This window comes from Laedolimicola ammoniilytica (assembly GCF_025567165.1).
GTDB classification, from domain to species: domain Bacteria; phylum Bacillota; class Clostridia; order Lachnospirales; family Lachnospiraceae; genus Laedolimicola; species Laedolimicola ammoniilytica.
The window spans coordinates 21,132-41,453 of record NZ_JAOQKC010000006.1 but is presented as its reverse complement, the minus strand read 5'-3'; the positions used below and the strand labels follow the sequence as shown (position 1 = coordinate 41,453).

Sequence of the window (20,322 nt, the reverse complement as noted above, 5' to 3'; positions counted from 1 at the left end):
CATTGGCATAAATGATTTTGAATGGTTTTAGCATGAGGAGGCAGTAGCATGAGAGCAGCACGCGAATTACTGAAAGATCTGAAATATGAAGTCGTAAGCGGCAGCATCGACGTCAACGTCAGCGAGCTTGTATATAATACCAGAAAAGTAAAGAAGGAGTGCATGTTCGTCTGCATCAAGGGCGCTACCTTCGATAGCCACGACGTGGCAGGCGAGGCGGCGAAGAACGGCGCGGTAGTCATCGTGGCCGAGCGCCCTGTGGACGTACCGGCGGGCACGACTGTCGTACTGGTGGAAGATACCCGCTACGCCCTGGCCCTGATATCCGCAGCTTACTTCCAGTATCCGGCGAAGAAGCTGAAGGTCATCGGCATTACCGGAACCAAGGGCAAGACCACCACTACCTTCATGATCCGATCCATCCTGGAGCATGCTGGTATCCCCACCGGCCTTATCGGCACCATCGAAGTTATCATCGGCGACAGGCACATCCCGGCCCACAACACCACGCCGGAGTCCTACGAGGTGCAGGAATACTTCGCCCAGATGGTGGAGGCGGGCTGCAAGGTGGTCGTCATGGAGGTATCCTCCCAGGGCCTGAAGCTCCACCGCACCGCGGGCATCCAGTTTGATATCGGCATTTTCACGAATCTGGCACCTGATCACATCGGGGAAAATGAGCACGCCAGCTTCGAGGAATACATGGAGTGCAAGAGCCGCCTGTTCCGCCAGTGCGATTTAGGTCTGGTCAATGTGGACGACGCGCACTGCGACGATATCCTGCAGGGCCATACCTGTAAGGTGGAGACCTACGGCTTTTCCGAGAAAGCGGATCTCCGGGCGTCCGATCTGAAACTGGTGAATCGTCCGGGCTTCCTGGGCGTAGACTATCACGTATCCGGCCTCATGGATTTCGATGTGGAAATCGATATGCCGGGCCGCTTCAGTGTATATAATTCTCTGGTGGCTATCGCGGTCTGCCGTCATTTTGACATTCCGAAGGAGGATATGCTGGCAGCCCTGGAGGTGGTACAGACCAAGGGCCGTATCGAGAAGGTGAAGGTCTCCGACGACTTCACCCTGATGATCGACTATGCCCACAATGCCATGAGCCTGGAAAGTCTGCTGACTACCTTAAAGGAATACAACCCGAAGCGTCTGGTCTGCCTGTTTGGCTGCGGCGGCAACCGCTCCAAGCTGCGCCGCTATGAGATGGGTGAGGTGTCCGGCAATTTGGCGGATCTGACCGTTATCACCTCCGATAACCCCCGCTTCGAGGAACCCCAGGCCATCATCGACGACATCAAGATCGGCATCGGTAAAACCAGTGGAAAATACGTGGAAATCATCGACCGGAAAGAAGCCATCCGCTACGTCATCGAGCATGGCCAGCCCGGCGACGTCATTGTCCTGGCCGGAAAGGGTCACGAAGACTATCAGGAAATCTGCGGCGTCAAGCATCCCATGGATGAGCGGGTGCTGATTGCGGAGGTTCTGGAGGAGTTAGGTAGAAAGTGAAATTTGCCAATATCATCGTAGATATCTCCCTGGAAAAGCTGGATCGGACCTTCCAGTACCGGATTCCGGAGGAACTGCAGGACATCTTAAAAGAGGGCATGCAGGTTCGGGTTCCCTTCGGAAATGGGGGTCGGATCCTGACCGGATACGTATTGGAGCTGACCGATAACTGCGAGTGGGATGAGGGGAAGCTGAAGCCCATCCTGGGACTGGCGGAAAAGGGCATTCGGCTGGAGGGGCAGCTCATCGCCCTGGCAGCCTGGATGCGCCGCACTTACGGCTCCACTATGAACCAGGCTCTGAAAACGGTGCTTCCGGTAAAAAAGAGTGTACAGGAAAAAATTTCCAGGGAAGTACGGCTGGCGGTTCCCAGGGAAGAAGCCGAAGCCGTACTGGCAGAAATGGAACGAAAGCACCAGACCGCCCGGGTCCGCATCTTAAAAGCTCTGCTGGAGCAGGCCAGCTTGGACTACGCGGAAGCCCAGAAGGCTCTTGGCCTGACCGCCGCCACAGCCCGGAAGCTGACAGAACTCGGTCTCATCCGTATTGAATCCGACACCATTTTCCGAAATCCGATTCGACCGTCAGAGGTACAGGCCCATCCCTTCGCCCTCTACCCGGCTCAGCAGGCTATTGTGGACGATGTGGCGGCGCGCGCGGCAGCAGGAGATCTGCGGCCTTCCCTGATTCACGGCGTTACCGGCAGCGGAAAAACCGAGGTCTATATGGAACTGATTGCGTCGGTGCTGGAGCAGGGAAAAGAAGCCATCGTGCTGATTCCCGAGATTGCTCTGACCTTTCAGACGGTGCTGCGGTTTTACCGGCGTTTTGGCGATCAGGTGTCGATTATCCATTCGAAGCTGTCCGCCGGGGAGCGCTACGACCAGTTTGAGCGGGCCAGACGGGGCGGGGTGAAAGTCATGATAGGCCCTCGTTCCGCCTTATTTACGCCATTTTCCCATCTGGGCGTTATCGTCATAGATGAGGAACATGAGGGTAGCTATAAGAGTGAAAACGCCCCCCGCTATCACGCCAGGGAGGCGGCCGTCGAACGGGCCCGCATGTGCGGGGCCTTCGTGGTGCTGGGTTCGGCCACGCCGTCAGTGGATTCCTACGAGCGGGCCAGAGAAGGCGTCTATCAGCTTTACGAGCTGCCGCTTCGCATTGAGAACCGGGCCATGCCCGAGACCGAGGTGGTGGATCTCCGGGAAGAACTTCGCATGGGAAACCGCTCCGTCTTCAGTGCCCGGTTAAAGGAGCTCATGGAAGAACGCCTGCGAAAGGGTGGGCAGATCATGCTTTTCCTGAACCGGCGGGGCTATGCGGGCTTTGTTTCTTGCAGAGCCTGCGGACATGTGATAAAATGTCCACATTGCGATGTGTCCTTATCTCTGCACCATGGAGGTCGGATGGTCTGCCATTACTGCGGTTATCAGACCCAGGCGCCGAAGAAATGCCCTTCCTGCGGATCGGTCTATATCGGAGCGTTCCGGGCGGGCACCCAGCAGGTGGCGGAAGCGGCCGCGAAGGCATTTCCGGGAGCGAGGATCCTGCGGATGGATTTCGATACCACGAGGCAGAAGGGCGGCCATGAGCGAATTCTGGAAGCATTTTCCAGGAAACAGGCCGATATTCTGGTGGGCACCCAGATGATCGTGAAGGGACACGATTTTCCGGGAGTGACCCTGGTGGGCGTGCTGGCGGCGGATCTGTCCCTCTATGCGGGCGATTATCGGGCGGCGGAGCGCACGTTTCAGCTTCTGGTGCAGGCGGCGGGCCGGGCAGGCCGGGGCGACACGCCCGGAGTGGCGGTGATTCAGACCTACAGTCCCGACCACTACAGCATTGAGACGGCGGCAGCCCAGGATTACCAGGCGTTTTTTGAAAAGGAAATGGCGTTCCGGCGGATGATGAATTATCCTCCGGCGGCCCACCTGATGGCGCTTTACCTCATGTCGGAGGACGAAGAAGCTCTGAACCGGGGTGCGGAGCGGCTGAAGGTGTTAGCGGCAGCGCATACCCGAAAGGAAATCGTCCTCATCGGCCCCTCGGACCCGGGCCTGTCGAAGCTAAAGGACATCTATCGCAAGGTGCTGTATCTGAAATGTACGGAAATAGCATATTTAACAGAATGGAAGGAATGGCTGGAGGCAGAGCTTCCGAAGGAAAAGCTGCTATCCACCTTCAATATACAGTTTGATATGGATCCCGTGAATCCCTTTTAAAGGGAAACTACGATTCACAGTTACTGTGAACGAAGGGAACGGTAACAGAAAGGAAGGAAAAAAATGGCAATCAGAAATATCAGAGAGCTGGGAGACGACATTCTCCGCAAACACTGTCGTGAGGTCAGGGAGGTGACTCCGAAGATTCAGGAGCTTATCGACGACATGTATGACACCATGTATGAAGCCATGGGCGTGGGTCTGGCGGCTCCCCAGGTGGGAATCCTGAAGCGCATCGTGGTCATCGACACCGACGGACATCCCTATACCATGATCAACCCACGGATTCTGGAGACCGCAGGCGAGCAGGATGGCAGCGAGGGCTGCTTGAGCGTCCCGGGCAAGGCCGGCAATGTGAAGCGCCCCAACTACGTAAAGGCGGAAGCCTACGACGAGAATATGGAGCGCTACGAGGTAGAGGCGGAAGGACTGCTGGCCCGGGCTATCTGCCACGAGCTGGATCACCTAGACGGTAAGCTGTATGTGGATCTGGTGGAAGGCGAGCTCTACGATGTAGAGACAGGCGACGACGAGGAGTAAATGCATATGAAAATTATATTTATGGGAACCCCGGATTTTTCTGTGGGCACACTGGAGGCGCTGATCGCGGCGGGACATGAGATTCCCCTGGTGGTGTCCCAGCCGGATAAGCCAAAGGGCAGAGGGCATGAGCTTCAGCCCACCCCGGTGAAAGAGGCGGCCTTAAAGCACGGCCTGACCGTCTACCAGCCGAAGAAGGTGCGGGATCCGGAAGTGATCGAGAAGCTGCGTGAGACCGAGGCCGATGTGATCGTAGTCATCGCGTTTGGCCAGATCATCCCGAAGTCCATTCTGGAAATGAAGCAGTACGGCTGCATCAACGTCCATGCCTCCCTGCTTCCCAAATACCGCGGCGCGGCCCCGATCCAGTGGGCGGTTATCGACGGCGAGAAGGAGAGCGGCGTGACCATCATGCAGATGGACGAGGGGCTGGATACCGGCGACATGCTCCTGAAAGGAAGCCTGGAGCTTGCGGCGGACGAGACCGGCGGAAGCCTTTTTGACCGGTTAAGCGGGCTTGGCGCAAAGCTCTGCGTGGAAGCGCTGGAGAAGATGGAAAAGGGCGAATTAAAGCCCGAGAAACAGGGGGAAAGCCCGACGGAATATGCGCGGATGCTGACCAAGGATATGGGGGATCTTAACTGGACCCAGAGCGCGGTGAAGCTGGAACGGCTGATCCGGGGCCTAAACCCGTGGCCCAGCGCTTATACAAAGCTGGGCGACAAGACCCTGAAAATCTGGTCTGCGCGGGTCTGTGAGAGAGCGGATAAAAATGCCGCCTGTGGGGAGATCATAAGAGTGACGAAGGATACTGTCTGTGTGGCCTGCGGCGAGGGAGCGCTGGAGATAACAGAGCTTCAGCTTCAGGGAAAGAAACGGATGGATACGGCAGCCTTTTTAAGAGGCTATCATTTAGAGCCGGGCACAAAGCTGGGTTAATCCCGTGCCCGTGATGAAAAGGAGTGTTACGTTATGCCTTATGGATACGGCTATGGTTATTATTTTGACCCCACTTATCTATTAGTACTGATTGGCGTGGTGATTTCCCTGTGGGCTTCGGCCAAGGTGAAGACCACCTATTCCAAATACAGTCGGGTGCGCAGTATGTCCGGCCTCACCGGAGCCCAGGTGGCGGATCAGATTCTGCGGGCCAACGGCATCTACGATGTGCGCATCGAGCATGTCAGCGGCGAGCTGACTGATCATTACGACCCGAAGAACCGGGTCTTACGTCTGTCGGACGTGGTCTATAATTCCACCTCTGTAGCGGCCCTCGGCGTGGCGGCCCATGAGTGCGGCCATGCGGTGCAGGACGACAAAGACTATTTCCCGCTCCGCTTCCGAAACGCCCTGGTGCCGGTGGCAAACTTCGGAACCCAGGCGGCCTGGCCGATTATCATCATCGGACTGGTTTTCGGAAGCAGCAGCTTTTTAATCAATCTGGGAATCCTGCTGTTCTCCCTGGGCGTATTGTTCCAGCTGGTGACCCTGCCGGTGGAGTTCGACGCGTCCCACCGTGCGATCCAGATTCTGGGAAATACGGGAATCCTGTACGGAGATGAGATTCGGGGAACGAAGAAGGTCTTAAGCGCGGCGGCCATGACCTATGTGGCGGCGGCAGCGGCTTCTATCCTGTCTCTCCTGCGTCTCCTGATACTCTTTGGAGGAAGAAGAAATCGTGACTAAAGGAACAGATATGCGTGAGCTGGCTCTGGGGATTCTGCTGGAGGTATCGGCAGGCGAAGAATACAGCCACATCGCGCTTCGAAACGTACTGGATAAATACCAGTATCTGGAAAAACAGGAGCGTGCCTTTCTGACCCGTCTGGTGGAGGGAACTCTCGAGCGGCGGATCGAGCTGGATTACATCATGGACCAGTTTTCCAGCGTCAAAGTGAAAAAACAGAAGCCGGTCATCCGGGAAATCCTCAGGATGTCGGTCTATCAGCTCAAATACATGGACAGCGTGCCGGATTCCGCGGTCTGCAACGAGGCGGTAAAGCTGGCCCAGAAAAAGGGCTTCCGACAGCTGAAGGGCTTTGTAAACGGTGTGTTACGTAACATCGCCCGGAATCTCGGAGAGGTAAAGCTGCCATCCGAAAAAGAGCCGGTGCGTTACCTGTCCGTGCGCTATTCCATGCCGGAATGGATGGTGAAGGAATGGCTCACGATCTACGGACGGGAGCAGACGGAAACCATGCTGGCAGCCTTCTGTAAAAAAGCGCCATTAACTATCCGGGTAAATCAGAACCGGATCAGTCCGGCAGATCTGAAGGTTCGGCTGGAAGCCCAGAATATCCGCGTCCAGGCAGCGCCCTATATCGACGGCGCGCTGCAGATCGAAGGTTTCGATTATCTGGGCGGCCTGCCGGAATTCCGGGAAGGGCTGTTCCAGGTCCAGGATGTGAGCTCCATGCTGGCCGTGGAGATCGCAGGCGTGAAAGCGGGCGACTACTGCATCGACGTGTGCGCGGCTCCCGGCGGCAAGAGCCTGTATCTGGCGGAGAAGACAGGAGAGACGGGCAGTGTGGACGCGCGGGATCTGACGGAATATAAGGCAGACCTGATTCGGGATAATGCGGAGCGTCTGGGTGTAACGAACGTAACGGTGTCCGTGAAGGACGCCTGCGTATATGAGGAAGCGTCAAAAGAAAAAGCCGATGTATTACTGGCTGATTTACCCTGCTCTGGCCTCGGCGTTCTCTCCAAAAAGACAGACATCAAGTACCGCATGAGTAAGGAACAGCAGCAGGAATTACAGGAGCTGCAGCGAAAGATTTTGAGTACCGTGGAAGCCTACGTGAAGCCGGGAGGAACTCTTGTATACAGTACCTGCACCATCAACCAGGGGGAAAATGAGGAAAATGTGCGCTGGTTCCTGTCCCATTTCCCATATGAAGCGGTGTCCTTGGACGACTGTCTGCCAGAGGAGCTTCAGGGCAAAACCACGAAGCAGGGCTATTTACAGCTGCTTCCGGGCGTACATTCCTGCGACGGCTTTTTCATTGCGAAATTCAGAAAGAATAACGGAAAATAGATATGGAACAGACGGATATCAAATCCCTGACCCTGGAAGAACTGAAAACAGAGCTTCAGAATCATGGGGAAAAGGCTTTCCGGGCAGGTCAGATCTACAACTGGATGCACGGAAAGCTGGCTTCCGGCTTTGACGAGATGAGTAATCTCTCCAGAAACTTACGGGAGCTTCTGAAAAATGAATACGAATATACGAATCTGGAAATTGTAGAGGTACAGCGGTCGAAGCTGGATGGAACCTGCAAGTATCTGTTCCGTCTCTCCGACGGCAATGTGATCGAGAGCGTCCTGATGCGCTATCATCACGGCAATTCTGTCTGCATCTCTTCTCAGGTGGGCTGTCGTATGGGCTGTCGTTTCTGCGCCTCCACCATTGGCGGCGTGGTGCGATCCTTAAAGCCCTCGGAGATGCTGGACCAGATTTACCGGATTCAGAAGGACAGCGGCGAGCGCGTCTCCAACGTGGTGGTCATGGGAACCGGCGAACCGCTGGATAATTACGACAATCTCTTACGTTTTATCCGGCTTCTGACCGACGAGAATGGCCTGAACATCAGTCAGCGAAACCTGACTGTATCCACCTGCGGCATCGTGCCGCGGATCCGGCAGCTGGCCGATGAGAAGCTGGCCATTACCCTGGCCCTGTCCCTCCATGCGGTGACCCAGGAGAAGCGGGCGGAGCTGATGCCCATCGCTAATAAATATGCTCTGCCGGAGGTGCTGGACGCCTGCGCCTACTATCATCAGAAGACGGGACGGCGGATGACCTTCGAGTACAGCCTGGTGGGCGGCGTCAACGATCACCCGGAGGACGCGAAAAGACTTGCGGCCCTGGCCAAACCCATTCACAGCCATGTGAATCTGATTCCGGTAAACCCGGTGACCGAGCGGAGCTTTGTGCAGCCGAAAAAAGAGGTCATCGGCAATTTCAAAAAGGAACTTGAAAAATACGGGATAAATGTTACTATTAGAAGAGAAATGGGCCGCGATATCGACGGCGCCTGCGGACAGCTGCGCAGACGCTATCTGAAAAGCGGGGAACCCAGAGAGGAGGAATCAGATGCTGAAAGCCTGGGGCATGAAGGATATCGGTAAGTGCCGCGCGATCAATCAGGACTATATTTATGTATCGGAAGAGCCTGTGGGTAATCTCCCGAACCTGTTTCTGGTGGCGGATGGCATGGGCGGCCACAAAGCAGGCGATCTGGCCTCTGAATATACGGTTGCGAAGGTAGAGGAAGCCGTCTCCAAGAGTATGCAGACGAACCCCTATCAGATTCTGAAGGGCGCGTTCCAGTACGGGAACCAGAAGCTGCTGGAGAAAGCCAGAGAATCGACCAGCTATACGGGCATGGGCACTACACTGGTGGCGGCCACGGTGAATAAGGGCATGGTCTACGTGGTCAATGTGGGAGACAGCCGCCTGTATAAGATCGGCGATCGGATCGAACAGATCACAGAGGATCATTCCCTGGTGGAGGAAATGGTCCGCATGGGAGAGATTTCAGAGGAACAGGCACGAAATCATCCCGACAAAAATATTATTACGAAAGCAATCGGCGTGTCGGATACGGTGGAACCGGATTACTTCGACACGGATCTTCAGAAGGGCGAATGCCTTCTGATGTGCTCGGACGGCCTGAGCAATATGGTCAGCGACGGGCAGATCAAAGAGATTGTGGACATGCGCACGGATCTGGAATCCTGCGCGAAGGAGCTCATAAGAGCAGCCAATCACAACGGCGGGAGAGACAACATTGCTGTCGTATTAATAGAACGCGTGTAATAGTTTGGCTCAGCGCTGAACAGTTACAAACGTGGATAGGATGATGAGGTGAAGTAAATTATGGTAAGAATTGGAATGTTTTTAGGAGATCGCTACGAGATTTTGGAAAAAATTGGATCTGGCGGCATGGCTGAGGTTTTCAAAGGAAAGGACCACAAGCTGAACCGTTTTGTGGCGGTAAAAGTACTGAAGGATGAATTTGTGGAGGATAAAAATTTCGTCCGCAAGTTCAAGGAGGAGGCCCAGGCCGCTGCGGCGCTGGCCCACCCGAATATCGTCAATGTCTATGACGTGGGCGACGAGCAGAATATTTTCTATATCGTCATGGAACTGGTGGAGGGCATCACCCTCAAGACTTATATCGAGAAAAAGGGCCGGCTGACCGTCAAAGAGGCGACCAGCATCGCCATTCAGGTGGCTTCCGGCCTGGAGATTGCCCACAACAATCAGATTGTACATCGGGACATTAAGCCCCAGAATATCATTATTTCCCGGGAGGGCAAGGTGAAGGTGACGGATTTCGGCATCGCCAAATCCATTTCCTCCAATACGAATACTGCGGACGCCATGGGTTCCGTGCATTATACTTCCCCGGAGCAGGCCAGAGGTGGTTACAGCGACGCCAAGAGCGACATCTATTCCCTAGGTATCGTCATGTATGAGATGGTGACCGGACGGGTGCCCTTCGACGGCGAAACCACCGTGGTGGTGGCGGTGAAGCATCTGCAGGAGGATATCGTATCCCCCCGTGTCTATGCTTCCGATGTGCCGGTGAGTCTGGAACATATTATTTTGAAATGTACGGAGAAGAGTCCGGATCGCCGTTACGCAAGCGCGGCGGAGCTGATCGCGGATCTGAAGCAGTCCCTGCTTACGCCGGATGTAAATTTTGTAAAAGAGATTGTGCCGGATGGAGCCAAGACTGTAGCTATCACCCGGGACGAGATTTCCAAAATCAAGCGGGAGACCGGACGGATTCCGGCAGCTTCCGATGACGCTGAGTCCAAATACGCTTATCTGGACCGTCTGAACGCGGAAAAGGATGAGGAATATGATGACGAGGAGTATGAGGACGACGAAGACGACGATTACGAAGACGATGATTACGAGGATGACGATTACGACGAAGACGAAGGACGCGGCAAAAAGGGCGGTCTCTTCGGCTTCCTGAAAAAAGAGAAAAAGGATGAGGACGACGGGGACGAGGAGGATGACGACGATAGCGACGGCGGCATTCTGGATCCGAAGATGGAGAAGATCATGACCATCGGCGGTATCGTGGCGGCCATCATCATCGTGATTATCCTGGCAGTCATCATCGGCAAGGTGCTGGGCTTTGGAAAGGGATCCAGTGATAAGACCACAGACGATACCGAGATCGCAGACGTCCTGAACGAGGAGGTGGAAGTGCCGAATCTGCTGGGCAAGAGCTATTCCGAGGCGAAGGAAGAGCTGAACAAGCTGGGATTGGGCATTACGCTGGGGGAGACCAAGTCCTCCGATCAGTATGAAGCAGGCCAGATCGTCAGCCAGAGTGAGGAAGAGGGCACTAAGGTAGATCCAAATACCACCATCGTAGTGGATGTGTGCGGAGACGGCGAGAAAGTGGAGGTTCCCGATGTGAAGGGCTACACCGAGGCCAAGGCCAAGAGCGCACTGGAGGCGCTGGGACTTTCTGTGGATATCTCAGAGGTGACCAGTGAGGACGTGGCAGAGGGTAAGGTTATTTCCACCTCGCCGGCAGCAGGCAAGAAGATTGACAAGAGCAGCGTGGTGACTGTCGTGGTCAGCAAGGGCAAGGAAGCGAATCAGCAGGTAGAGGTTCCGACCATCACCGGCAAGACCGAGTCCAAGGCCAAGGAGCTCTTAAAGGCAGCCGGACTGGCGTCCGGTCAGGCATCCCAGGAATACAGCGATACGGTGGACGAGGGCAATATCATTTCCCAGAGCCCGTCCGCAGGTACCAAGGTAGACAAGAACACCAAAGTCAGCTATGTGATCAGCAAGGGCAAGAATACGGTCCATGTGGGCGATTACAGAGGCTATACCAAGAGCGAGATTGAGAGCAAGCTGGATGGAAAAGGCCTGAAGGTATCTTATACCGACAGCCAGTACAGCGATAAATATGACAAGGGAACGGTTGTGACCCATTCCCCGATGGACGCGGATGTGGCTGCGGGAAGCACCATAAGCGTTACGTTGAGTGAAGGACCGGAGCCGGCGAAGACGGCGAATGTACCGGGGTCAGGCGACAGCGTCAATGAGATTACAAACCGCGGCTTCACAGTGGGCAATATTACTAAGGAATACAGCGACACGGTGGCAGAAGGCAAGATTATCTCCTGTAGCCCCAGCGGAGCCCAGAATCTGGGAACCAAGATCGACGTGGTGGTAAGTCTCGGCGTCTGCACCCATCCCAACGTGGATGCCAATGGCAAGTGCTCCCAGTGCGGCAAAACCGGACTGACACCGACGGTGACTCCGTCTCCGTCCGCAGATCCGTCCCCGTCTGCCGGTGACGGTACCACCCAGTCAGCAGGATCCGGCGGTCAGGCGCAGTAACAGGACGGATTCATGCAGGGAAAGATAATAAAAGGAATTGCCGGATTCTACTACGTTCACGTGGCGGAATCCGGTATCTATGAATGTAAAGCAAAAGGGGCCTTCCGCAACCAGAAGGTAAAGCCCCTGGTGGGGGACAATATCCGACTGGACGTGCTGGACGAAGAAGAAAAAAAAGGTAACATCGAAGAAATCCTGCCCCGGAAAAATGAACTGATCCGCCCGGCCGTAGCCAATATCGACCAGGCGCTGGTTATCTTTGCGGCGGCGAAGCCGAAACCGAACTTCAATCTGCTGGATCGCTTTCTGATTCTGATGCAGTACCAGAAGGTTCCGGCTGTGGTCTGCTTCAACAAGCAGGACATGGTAAATGAGGAGGAACTTAAGCTGCTCCGGGCTACCTACGAGAGCGCGGACTATCCGGTCCTGTTCACCAGCGCGGCGAAGGAGGAGGGCATTCAGGCTATCCGGGAGCTGTTAAAGGGAAAGACCACCACTGTGGCTGGACCCTCCGGTGTGGGCAAATCCTCCCTCATCAATCTCCTGTCCCCGGAGGCGGGCATGGAGACCGGCGACATCAGCCGGAAGATTGAGCGGGGAAAGCATACCACCCGTCATTCCGAGCTGTTTGCCCTGGATAAGGATACATTTATCTGCGACACGCCGGGTTTCAGTTCCATCTATCTGCCGGACATGGAAAAGGAAGAGCTGGGAACCTATTTTCCGGAATTCGCGAAATATGAACCCTTCTGCCGCTTTCAGGGCTGCGCCCACATCCATGAGCCGGGCTGCGGTGTCAAGGAGGCTCTGGAGGAGAAGAAGATCAGCCCCATAAGATACGAAAACTATAAACTTCTGTATGAGGAGTTGAAGGATAAGAGGAGGTATTAGTTATGATCAACAAGTTGTCCCCGTCCATTCTGGCCGCAGATTTCGCAGCGCTGGGAGAGGACATCCGAAAAGCGGAGGAGGCAGGCGCGGAGTACCTGCACATTGACGTGATGGACGGACATTTCGTGCCGAGCCTGTCTCTGGGCTTTCCAGTCATCGAGGCTATCCGGAAGAAATCCGTGGCAGTCTTTGACGTACATCTGATGATGGATAACCCGGATCCGTACATTAAGGCCTTTGCGGAAGCGGGCGCGGATATTCTGACCGTCCATGCCGAGGTCTGCCCGCACCTGAACCGCACCATCGCGGCTATCAAAGAGAACGGTATGAAGGCCTGTGTGGCCCTGAATCCGTCCACATCCTTAAGCGCGCTGGATTACATTCTGGAGGATCTGGATATGGTACTTCTGATGACGGTCAATCCGGGCTTCGGTGGTCAGAAGTACATCGAGAGCTGTACCGCCAAGATCCGTGATCTGCGGAAAATGATGGAGGAGCGCGGACTGGAGATTGACATCGAAGTAGACGGCGGTATCAAGCTGAACAACGTACAGACCGTTCTGGATGCAGGCGCCAACATCATCGTGGCGGGCTCCGCGGTATTCGGCGGCGATATCGAGAAGAACGTGACAGACTTTATGAAAATATTGGGTGAAGCATGAAGACAGTAATCATCAGCGGGGGCAGAATCGAGCGGGATTTTGCCCTGTCTTTTTTGAAAAATGAGATATTTGACCAGATCATTGCCGTGGATAACGGTCTGAAATTCCTCTATGAGAATCAGATAAGGCCCACCTGGATTGTGGGGGACTTCGACACGGCAGCCCCGGAGCTGGTGGAGTATTACCAGACGCAGACTGACATTCCTATCCGCCGTTTTAACCCGGTGAAGGATTCCACCGACAGTCAGATCGCCATCGAGCTGGCCCTGGAGCTGGGAAGCAGTGAAATTACGATCCTGGGCGGCACTGGCACCCGCCTGGATCACGTGCTGGGCAATATCCAGAGTCTGATGCTGGCCAGGAAGAAAGGTGTGTCCTGTATCATTTTGGACGCCTACAACCGGATTCGGCTGATGGACGGAGTGGTCCATCTGAAAAAATCAGAGCAGTATGGAAAATATGTATCCCTTTTGCCCCTGACCACAGAGGTCACCGGTGTGGAGTTACGTGGATTTAAGTACGAACTGACTGACTATACCTTCACCAGCACCGGAAGCGCAGGACTTGGCGTCAGCAACGAAATTACCGCAGAAATTGCGGAAATCCGCATAAAAACCGGAATTTTTGTATTAATCGAGTCTAGGGACGAGCCGAAACGTTTCCCGGAGGACTGAAAAATTAACAGAAATACAAAGTGAAATCCTGGGTTGTCTGCATCGCAGGAACATTTTAAAATGGAAATTCAGGGGAACAGACTTGAAACAGTGTAAAAATGTCGAAAAATCACGAAAAATGTTTGTGCATAATTACTAAAAAATTGGGCAAACTGTAGGGTGCACAAAGATCTGCGGCGGGGATTGACAAAGTAATTACTTGCTGTCATAATACGTCCAACGAAGTGCAAATGTACTTTGTAACAGACTTAGAATACGTATTCAGGCCTAAAGGAGTGAAGAAATAATGCAGACAAAAAAGATTAAGCTGAATGCAACCGAGGACGTACGGGAGTTTGTACGCGGCGCAAGCCAGTGTGATTTTGATGTGGATGTATATTACAATCGAATCCTGATCGACGCCAAGTCCATTCTGGGCGTGCTGAGCATGGACCTGAACCAGATCCTGACCGTGAAATGTCACGGGGAGAACGGTGAGTTCGACCAGGTGCTGGCAAAATTTGCAGTGGCTTAAAACTGACCGATAAAAAGTAAAATACGGCGACAGAAGAAGGAGTCTCCGGCGTCTGAAGGATGCCGGAGACTCCTTCTTCTGTTGTAAACACCTGTTGCCGGGTGTTGTGGCAAAGCGGGGATGCTTCAGGCGATTTTACAGGAGCGTGCTGCTGTGTTACAATACAAAAAGAAACCAAGACGACAGGAGCCGTCAGAGAAAAGACAGGGAGATCGGCACATGGAAGAGATACGGCCGCAGATCCGCATTTCCGTGCGGGATCTGGTGGAATTTATTCTCCGTTCAGGAGATCTGGACAATCGAACAGGTACGAAGTCGGATCTGGAAGCCATGCAGGCCGGGGGACGGCTGCACCGGAAGATTCAACGGCGGATGGGCGCACACTATACCGCCGAAGTAAGTCTTAAATATCTGGTCTCCATGGGCGACTTCGACTGCCTGGTGGAGGGGCGGGCCGATGGGATCTTTACTGAGGACGGGGAGGTCTACATCGACGAGATTAAGGGCATGTACCGGGATGTGGCCCTGATAGAGGAACCCATTCCCGTGCACCTGGCTCAGGCTCTCTGCTACGCTGGCATCTACGCAAGACAGCAGGATCTGCCCCGGATCGGTATCCAAATGACCTACGGCAACCTGGAGACCGGGGAGCTGCGCTATTTCCGGTCTGTGCGGGAGCGGGAGGAGTTGGAGCAGTGGTTCGATGGGCTGCTGCGCCGCTATGAAAAATGGGCCAGATTCCAGTACGAATGGAAGCGGACAAGAAAGGCCAGCATTCAGCCCCTGGAATTCCCCTTCGCCTACCGGGAGGGTCAGCGGGAGCTGGCAGCGGGTGTCTACCGGACCATTGCCAGGGGAAAGCGGCTCTTTATCCAGGCTCCCACGGGCGTCGGCAAGACCATTTCCACGGTATTCCCGGCGGTGAAGGCCGTGGGGGAGGAGCTGGGCGACCGCATCTTTTATCTGACAGCCAAGACTGTGACGCGGACCGTGGCTGAGGAAGCTTTCGGAATCTTAAGGGATCAGGGCCTGCGCCTGAAAGCGGTCACTCTGACAGCAAAGGAGAAGCTCTGCATCTGCGAGACCCCGGACTGTAATCCGGACGCCTGTCCCTATGCCAAAGGACATTTTGACCGAATCAACGACGCGGTCTACGAGCTGCTGACGGCGGGTCCGGACGCCCTTGATCGGGAGACCCTGCTCTCCCAGGCGGAGCGGCACCGGGTCTGCCCCTTTGAGCTGAGCCTGGACACGGCCTCCTGGACCGACGCGGTCATCTGCGATTACAATTACGTCTTCGACCCAAACGTGCGGCTGAAGCGTTTCTTCGGCGAGGGCGTCAAAGGGGATTACCTGTTCCTCATCGACGAGGCCCACAACCTGGTGGAGCGGGGAAGGGAGATGTTCAGTGCGGCTCTCTGTAAAGAAGATTTTCTGGAGCTGAAGCGGGCATTGAAAGGCCGGGATAGAAAGGCCGAACGGCTGCTGGATCGCTGTAACAAGTATCTGCTGGGCCTGAAGCGGGAGTGTGAGACCTGGCAGCTTCATGAGAATCTCGATCCGCTGATTCTGCTGGCGCTGTCCTTATCGACGGAGCTGGATCGCCTGCGGGAGGAAGGGCTGGAGCCGGAGCTGGATGAGAAGGTGCTGGAATTCTGGTTTACCCTGCGGAATTTTTTGAACACAGCGGATCTGCTGGATGAAAATTATGTGATTTACAGTGAAATCGGGGGAAATGGGAATTTTTACCTGAAACTGTACTGCGTGGAGACGGCAGAAAATATCCGGGCCTGTCTCGATAAGGGCCGGGCGGCTATTTTCTTTTCAGCCACCTTATTGCCTATGCCTTATTACAAGCACCTGCTGGGAGCGGAGGACGACTACGCAGTCTACGCCCGGTCGCCCTTCCGGCCGGAGAAGCGATTGCTTCTGCTGGGCCAGGATGTGAGCAGCCGCTACACCCGCCGAAATCGCAGCGAATATGAGCGGATAGCCGCTTATCTGCGGCAAATGAGCGGCGCGCGCCCCGGCCATTACCTGGCCTTTTTCCCGTCCTACCGGATGATGGAGGACGTCTATGCTCTCTATTTGGAGCTGGATGAGGGCCGGACCGAATGCGTGATTCAGCAAAGTGGTATGCGGGAAACAGAGAGGGAGGCTTTCTTAAGCCGCTATCAGGAGCCAGCCGGGACGCGGAGCCTCCTGGGCTTCTGTGTGCTGGGCGGCATCTTCTCCGAGGGCATCGACCTGAAGGGGGAGAGTCTCATCGGGGCTGCCATCGTGGGGACAGGCCTGCCCCAGATCTGCCATGAGCGGGAGATTCTGCGGCAGTACTACGAGGGACGGCAGATGGACGGCTTCGCCTACGCCTACCGCTATCCGGGTATGAACAAGGTTCTGCAGGCCGCAGGCCGGGTCATCCGGACAGAGGAGGATCTGGGCGTGGTGATGCTCCTGGACGACCGGTTCGGGACCGCCGAGTACACGCGTCTGTTCCCGCTGGAGTGGAGTGGCGTACAGGGGTGCCGGAGCCGGGATGTGGGGGAAAAGATAGAAAAGTTCTGGTGTCAACAGGAAAAGAAAGAACGGACATGAATCAAAGAAACACCGGTAAGTAACTTTATTTGGAGATTACTTATCGGTGTTTTTGTATATTGCCTGTATAAGAATCAGAAAGATACAGCAAAAATGCAACTCATTTTACGATGCAGTAAAGTACTCCAGAAACTGCTTTGCCGCCGGGCTCAAGGGCAGCTGCTCACTATGCACCAGCATCAGCTGTCTGCTGGGCAGTTCCTCTGCCAGCGTCAGCGGAAACAGATCGCAGGAATGCTTCGGCAGACAGTAATCGGGCACAAAGGCGATGCCGAGTCCGATAGCCGCCAGGTCCAGAAGCAGGTCATTACTGGACAGCTCGATTTCCGGAACCAGATCCAGCTGATGCTGCTGGAACAAGGTGTGCAGGTACTCGCTGGTGGTACTCTTGCGGTCCAGCATCAGAATCGGGTAGTTCAGAAGCTCCTTGAAACTTAGCTTCTGGTTTTCCAGATTGAAATAATTCCGGTTGGCGATAAAGACATCCTGAAAGCAGCGAACCTTGGTCATGTGTCCCGTATTACCCAAACGGGAATTGGGATAATTTGTAAAAATCAAATCTACCTGTCCGCTCTCCAGGAGATCTACGCAGCCAATGGAGGTATTGTTCGTAACCTTAATATGGATGCCCGGGAATTCCTTGTGGAATCGGCTTAAGTAAGGCACCAGAAAATACCGGCAGATGGTGTCGCTGGCGCCGATGCGCAGCTGGCCGCCGCCCAGGGAATTGGCTTCCATGATCTGATTTTCACCCCGTTTTATCAGGTTGATGGCGGGCTCGATGTGGCGCAGCAGAATCTCGCCCTCGGGGGTCAGCTGCACCCGTTTCGTGCTTCGGATGAACAGGTTCTGGTTCAGCTTCTTCTCCAGAACCTTGATGGACTGGCTCACTGCCGACTGGGAGATGAAGAGCTGCTTGGAAGCCTCCGAGAAGCTAAGCGTCACCGCCACATGGTAAAAGACTTTATAAAGCTCGTAATTAATATCCATCTTCAGACCTCCTGTGCCGGTACCTGTCCGGCCTTATGTCTCCGATGCAGATAGACGGCGCTGCCAACCAGCAGAAGAAGCGCAGTCAGGGAAATGCAGTCGCCCACCCGGTAAAAGGCAGGCATTTCCATGCGGACTGTGATGCTTCCATCGGAAGTATCGGGCAGTGCCACCCGGAGCCGCAGCAGGTCGCCATGGCTGGTGGCGAGCTGATTGCCATCCTGATCATAGACATGGAGATACGGGTAGTAATAAAGGGGAACGTCAATGTAAGCGTCGCCACCGATGGTATTCCGGTAGGAACAGCCGGCGTCAGTGCCGTCCCGGTAGCAGTCGAAAAGCTCCAGCCCCTCGGAACCGTGGAAGGCCGTATCCTGGGCGTTCATCTGACGGACGCTGACATAAGCCCCGTTGTCGCTGATGAGATAGAGCATGTCCGTATCCCGGGCGTGATCCATCTGATTGTCCCAGTCCACAAAGGTATTGGCGCTGTTGGCAAAGTCGCTCATATATTTGCCGGAGGTGTAGAGGAGCAGCACGCCCAGCAGCAGACACAGCATTTTGCGCTGTTCCCTGTTTTCAAAGAAATAATAGATGGCGATAGACGCCGTGATGCCTAAGAACAGGGAGGCAAAGGGCAGAAAGCGGGACGCAAACTGAATCTTTTCCGCAAACAGGTTCAAAAATGAGATGCGCTGAATAGCTTCCCAGGGAAAATAAACAGAGGAAGCGTAGAGGGAAAAGGCTCCCAGGCCCAGGCACCATTTGCCCATATTCATATGGAAGGTGTTCTTATGCTCCTTCCGGAAGCAGAGCAGCACAAAGAGCAGAATGCCTATCAGCAGAAGCAGGCCTACAGAGAAGGGCATCGAACCGGCGAAGCTGGTCCGTCCCAGAGAGTCCGCGGAAGGGTTGTTCAGGGACAGATCGAAAAACTGGGCCGGGTACACGGAATAGGCATAGAGGTTTCGTTCTTCACCCATGACGAACATGGGATAGCGCATATGATCCAGAAACGGCAGGATGAACCACAGGTTCAGAAGAACTGTGGACACGGCGGCCAGAATCAGATGAATGAGCCGATCTACGGCTTTCAGTTTCCGGATATTCCAGAGAGCGAACAGGACACAGAAGCCCAGAGCGAGCTCTGTGGAAATGACGTGGGACTGGAACAGGCCGGTGAAGGCCAGGACCGCAATCCACCATTTCCGGGAATTGCCGAGAAAGAGCTGGTACATGCCAAGCATAAGGAGCGGCAGGAAAAGCGTGGCCAGAACCTCGCCCATGGCTGCCCGGGTGTACAGGTTGATGAGCCGGTACATGGACAGGGTATAGAGCATGGCCGCGATGAGACCGATCCTGCGGGAGCGGGTCAGCTGGGAGAAGGAATAGTAAGCCACCCAGGCTGTAGCCAGATTGACCGCCAGAATCAGCAGATGCCAGCAGCCGATGGGGGACAGTCCCAGGCGGATCAGAAGGGCAAACGGATACAGGAAGAACTCGGAATACATCATGGGGACGCAGTATCCGAAGCCCCGGGCCATGCTGGCGTGGAACCGGATGGGCAGGAGCGAACGACCCAGCTCCTCCGACAGGCTGAACAGGCGTCCATAGTGGAAATACATATCGTGGCCGTAGGGAAGCCAGGGGAAGCAGGTGGGCAGGGAAGCCCAGAGAGCTGCGAAGACCAGCAGGGCCAGCGGCTCCGGGCGCACTTTATGCTTTCTGCGGTATAAGAAGAACAGCGCGGATGCCAGAACCACCAGTCCCGCGTAGATATAGGGATCCTGATAGAGTCCCCGCTGGGACAGCAGATAGACGCTTTCGAAGGTCATGGGCGTCTGGCAGTTTACCCGGAACTGGATGCTCTCCGCGTAGTCCTCGATGGTGAAGTCAAGATGGATGTTTTCACCGTCCACGGGAACTTCGGCGGAAGCCAGAATCTTACCGGTAGTGTTGTCCTCATTGACATAGAGGGGATCGTACACATCCACTGTATTGCCGGGCTCAGAGGATGTCACGTTGAAGGTGACTTCGTAGGTGCCGTGCCGGAAATAGTGACTGCCGGTGTCCAGCACAAAGGAGCCCAGACCGGCAGGAACCTGGATGGTTCCTGCGTCTGTATTCAGGGTTCCGATGAGATCCTCCGGATAGTTCATGGAATCCATGAGAAAAGTCCGCTCCGTATAGTCCTGAAAGGGCATCAGAAGCAGTAAAAGAACAAAAATCAGGGTGATAAGACCCTGGGTTTTCCATTTGCTGAGATGTTTCATAAGCTTCACTCCTGTATCGAAAAATTTCCATAGATAAATGTATTATATCATAGCTT

At 54.8% G+C, this 20,322-nt stretch carries 16 protein-coding genes; 14 read left to right on the top strand and 2 right to left on the bottom strand.

Translation table 11 applies throughout. From position 1 onward, the window contains the following. Positions 1 to 48: 48 nt before the first annotated feature. The 14 genes from OCV63_RS05840 to OCV63_RS05775 all read left to right on the top strand — a co-directional run bounded on the left by OCV63_RS05840 (position 49) and on the right by OCV63_RS05775 (position 17,003). Entirely contained in the window at positions 49 to 1,518 is a 1,470-nt protein-coding gene (locus OCV63_RS05840) for a UDP-N-acetylmuramoyl-L-alanyl-D-glutamate--2,6-diaminopimelate ligase (protein ID WP_158362690.1), read from the top strand. Next, complete coding sequence (gene priA / locus OCV63_RS05835) at positions 1,515 to 3,743, top strand: replication restart helicase PriA (RefSeq protein ID WP_158362688.1); 2,229 nt, start codon at positions 1,515 to 1,517, stop codon at positions 3,741 to 3,743. The genes OCV63_RS05840 and priA overlap by 4 nt, the downstream gene beginning before the upstream one ends. A gap of 63 nt (positions 3,744 to 3,806) precedes the next feature. Then, positions 3,807 to 4,283 (top strand): peptide deformylase, encoded by a 477-nt coding sequence (gene def, locus OCV63_RS05830; protein WP_158362686.1) that lies wholly within the window; start codon positions 3,807 to 3,809, stop codon positions 4,281 to 4,283. 6 nt (positions 4,284 to 4,289) lie between these two features. Further along, positions 4,290 to 5,222: a methionyl-tRNA formyltransferase gene (gene fmt, locus OCV63_RS05825; protein WP_158362685.1), complete on the top strand. Its 933-nt coding sequence runs from the start codon at positions 4,290 to 4,292 to the stop codon at positions 5,220 to 5,222. 33 nt (positions 5,223 to 5,255) lie between these two features. Next, positions 5,256 to 5,969 (top strand): zinc metallopeptidase, encoded by a 714-nt coding sequence (locus tag OCV63_RS05820; protein WP_158362683.1) that lies wholly within the window; start codon positions 5,256 to 5,258, stop codon positions 5,967 to 5,969. Further along, positions 5,962 to 7,320 carry a 16S rRNA (cytosine(967)-C(5))-methyltransferase RsmB gene (gene rsmB / locus OCV63_RS05815; RefSeq protein ID WP_158362681.1) on the top strand — a complete coding sequence of 453 codons (1,359 nt, stop codon included), beginning with the start codon at positions 5,962 to 5,964 and terminating at the stop codon, positions 7,318 to 7,320. Before OCV63_RS05820 ends, rsmB begins: the two co-directional genes overlap by 8 nt. Positions 7,321 to 7,322: 2 nt before the next feature. Then, complete coding sequence (rlmN, locus tag OCV63_RS05810; protein WP_158362679.1) at positions 7,323 to 8,414, top strand: dual-specificity RNA methyltransferase RlmN; 1,092 nt, start codon at positions 7,323 to 7,325, stop codon at positions 8,412 to 8,414. Beyond that, the gene (locus OCV63_RS05805) at positions 8,380 to 9,105 is read left to right on the top strand and encodes a Stp1/IreP family PP2C-type Ser/Thr phosphatase (RefSeq protein ID WP_262670660.1); all 726 of its coding nucleotides are present in this window, start codon (positions 8,380 to 8,382) and stop codon (positions 9,103 to 9,105) included. Before rlmN ends, OCV63_RS05805 begins: the two co-directional genes overlap by 35 nt. 60 nt (positions 9,106 to 9,165) lie before the next feature. Further along, positions 9,166 to 11,667 carry a Stk1 family PASTA domain-containing Ser/Thr kinase gene (gene pknB / locus OCV63_RS05800; RefSeq protein WP_158362677.1) on the top strand — a complete coding sequence of 834 codons (2,502 nt, stop codon included), beginning with the start codon at positions 9,166 to 9,168 and terminating at the stop codon, positions 11,665 to 11,667. Between the two features lie 12 nt (positions 11,668 to 11,679). Beyond that, positions 11,680 to 12,558, top strand: a complete 879-nt coding sequence (gene rsgA, locus OCV63_RS05795; RefSeq protein WP_158362675.1) for a ribosome small subunit-dependent GTPase A — start codon at positions 11,680 to 11,682, stop codon at positions 12,556 to 12,558. A gap of 2 nt (positions 12,559 to 12,560) precedes the next feature. Continuing rightward, on the top strand, positions 12,561 to 13,220 hold the full coding sequence (rpe, locus tag OCV63_RS05790) for a ribulose-phosphate 3-epimerase (protein ID WP_158362673.1): 660 nt from the start codon (positions 12,561 to 12,563) through the stop codon (positions 13,218 to 13,220). After that, positions 13,217 to 13,894: a thiamine diphosphokinase gene (locus tag OCV63_RS05785; RefSeq protein ID WP_158362671.1), complete on the top strand. Its 678-nt coding sequence runs from the start codon at positions 13,217 to 13,219 to the stop codon at positions 13,892 to 13,894. Before rpe ends, OCV63_RS05785 begins: the two co-directional genes overlap by 4 nt. 286 nt (positions 13,895 to 14,180) lie before the next feature. Then, a complete protein-coding gene (locus OCV63_RS05780) occupies positions 14,181 to 14,408 on the top strand; it encodes an HPr family phosphocarrier protein (protein WP_158362669.1) in 228 nt (75 codons plus the stop codon). A gap of 219 nt (positions 14,409 to 14,627) precedes the next feature. Further along, complete coding sequence (locus OCV63_RS05775; RefSeq protein ID WP_158362667.1) at positions 14,628 to 17,003, top strand: ATP-dependent DNA helicase; 2,376 nt, start codon at positions 14,628 to 14,630, stop codon at positions 17,001 to 17,003. A 105-nt stretch (positions 17,004 to 17,108) separates the two neighbouring features. Here the strand turns inward: OCV63_RS05775 and OCV63_RS05770 are convergent, their stop codons facing one another. Both OCV63_RS05770 and OCV63_RS05765 read right to left on the bottom strand, forming a co-directional pair. Then, complete coding sequence (locus OCV63_RS05770) at positions 17,109 to 17,993, bottom strand: LysR family transcriptional regulator (RefSeq protein ID WP_158362665.1); 885 nt, start codon at positions 17,991 to 17,993, stop codon at positions 17,109 to 17,111. Between the two features lie 2 nt (positions 17,994 to 17,995). Then, positions 17,996 to 20,266 carry a hypothetical protein gene (locus OCV63_RS05765; protein WP_158362663.1) on the bottom strand — a complete coding sequence of 757 codons (2,271 nt, stop codon included), beginning with the start codon at positions 20,264 to 20,266 and terminating at the stop codon, positions 17,996 to 17,998. Between the last annotated feature and the right edge of the window lie 56 nt (positions 20,267 to 20,322).

What these genes read in the sequence shown, in the direction of transcription:
- OCV63_RS05840 (WP_158362690.1), top strand. Translation starts at nt 49, where the DNA reads ATGAGAGCAGCACGCGAATTACTGAAAGATCTGAAATATGAAGTCGTA.
- def (WP_158362686.1), top strand. Translation starts at nt 3,807, where the DNA reads ATGGCAATCAGAAATATCAGAGAGCTGGGAGACGACATTCTCCGCAAA.
- fmt (WP_158362685.1), top strand. Translation starts at nt 4,290, where the DNA reads ATGAAAATTATATTTATGGGAACCCCGGATTTTTCTGTGGGCACACTG.
- OCV63_RS05820 (WP_158362683.1), top strand. Translation starts at nt 5,256, where the DNA reads ATGCCTTATGGATACGGCTATGGTTATTATTTTGACCCCACTTATCTA.
- rlmN (WP_158362679.1), top strand. Translation starts at nt 7,323, where the DNA reads ATGGAACAGACGGATATCAAATCCCTGACCCTGGAAGAACTGAAAACA.
- OCV63_RS05805 (WP_262670660.1), top strand. Translation starts at nt 8,380, where the DNA reads ATGCTGAAAGCCTGGGGCATGAAGGATATCGGTAAGTGCCGCGCGATC.
- pknB (WP_158362677.1), top strand. Translation starts at nt 9,166, where the DNA reads ATGGTAAGAATTGGAATGTTTTTAGGAGATCGCTACGAGATTTTGGAA.
- rsgA (WP_158362675.1), top strand. Translation starts at nt 11,680, where the DNA reads ATGCAGGGAAAGATAATAAAAGGAATTGCCGGATTCTACTACGTTCAC.
- rpe (WP_158362673.1), top strand. Translation starts at nt 12,561, where the DNA reads ATGATCAACAAGTTGTCCCCGTCCATTCTGGCCGCAGATTTCGCAGCG.
- OCV63_RS05785 (WP_158362671.1), top strand. Translation starts at nt 13,217, where the DNA reads ATGAAGACAGTAATCATCAGCGGGGGCAGAATCGAGCGGGATTTTGCC.
- OCV63_RS05780 (WP_158362669.1), top strand. Translation starts at nt 14,181, where the DNA reads ATGCAGACAAAAAAGATTAAGCTGAATGCAACCGAGGACGTACGGGAG.
- OCV63_RS05775 (WP_158362667.1), top strand. Translation starts at nt 14,628, where the DNA reads ATGGAAGAGATACGGCCGCAGATCCGCATTTCCGTGCGGGATCTGGTG.
- OCV63_RS05770 (WP_158362665.1), bottom strand. Translation starts at nt 17,993, where the DNA reads ATGGATATTAATTACGAGCTTTATAAAGTCTTTTACCATGTGGCGGTG.
- OCV63_RS05765 (WP_158362663.1), bottom strand. Translation starts at nt 20,266, where the DNA reads ATGAAACATCTCAGCAAATGGAAAACCCAGGGTCTTATCACCCTGATT.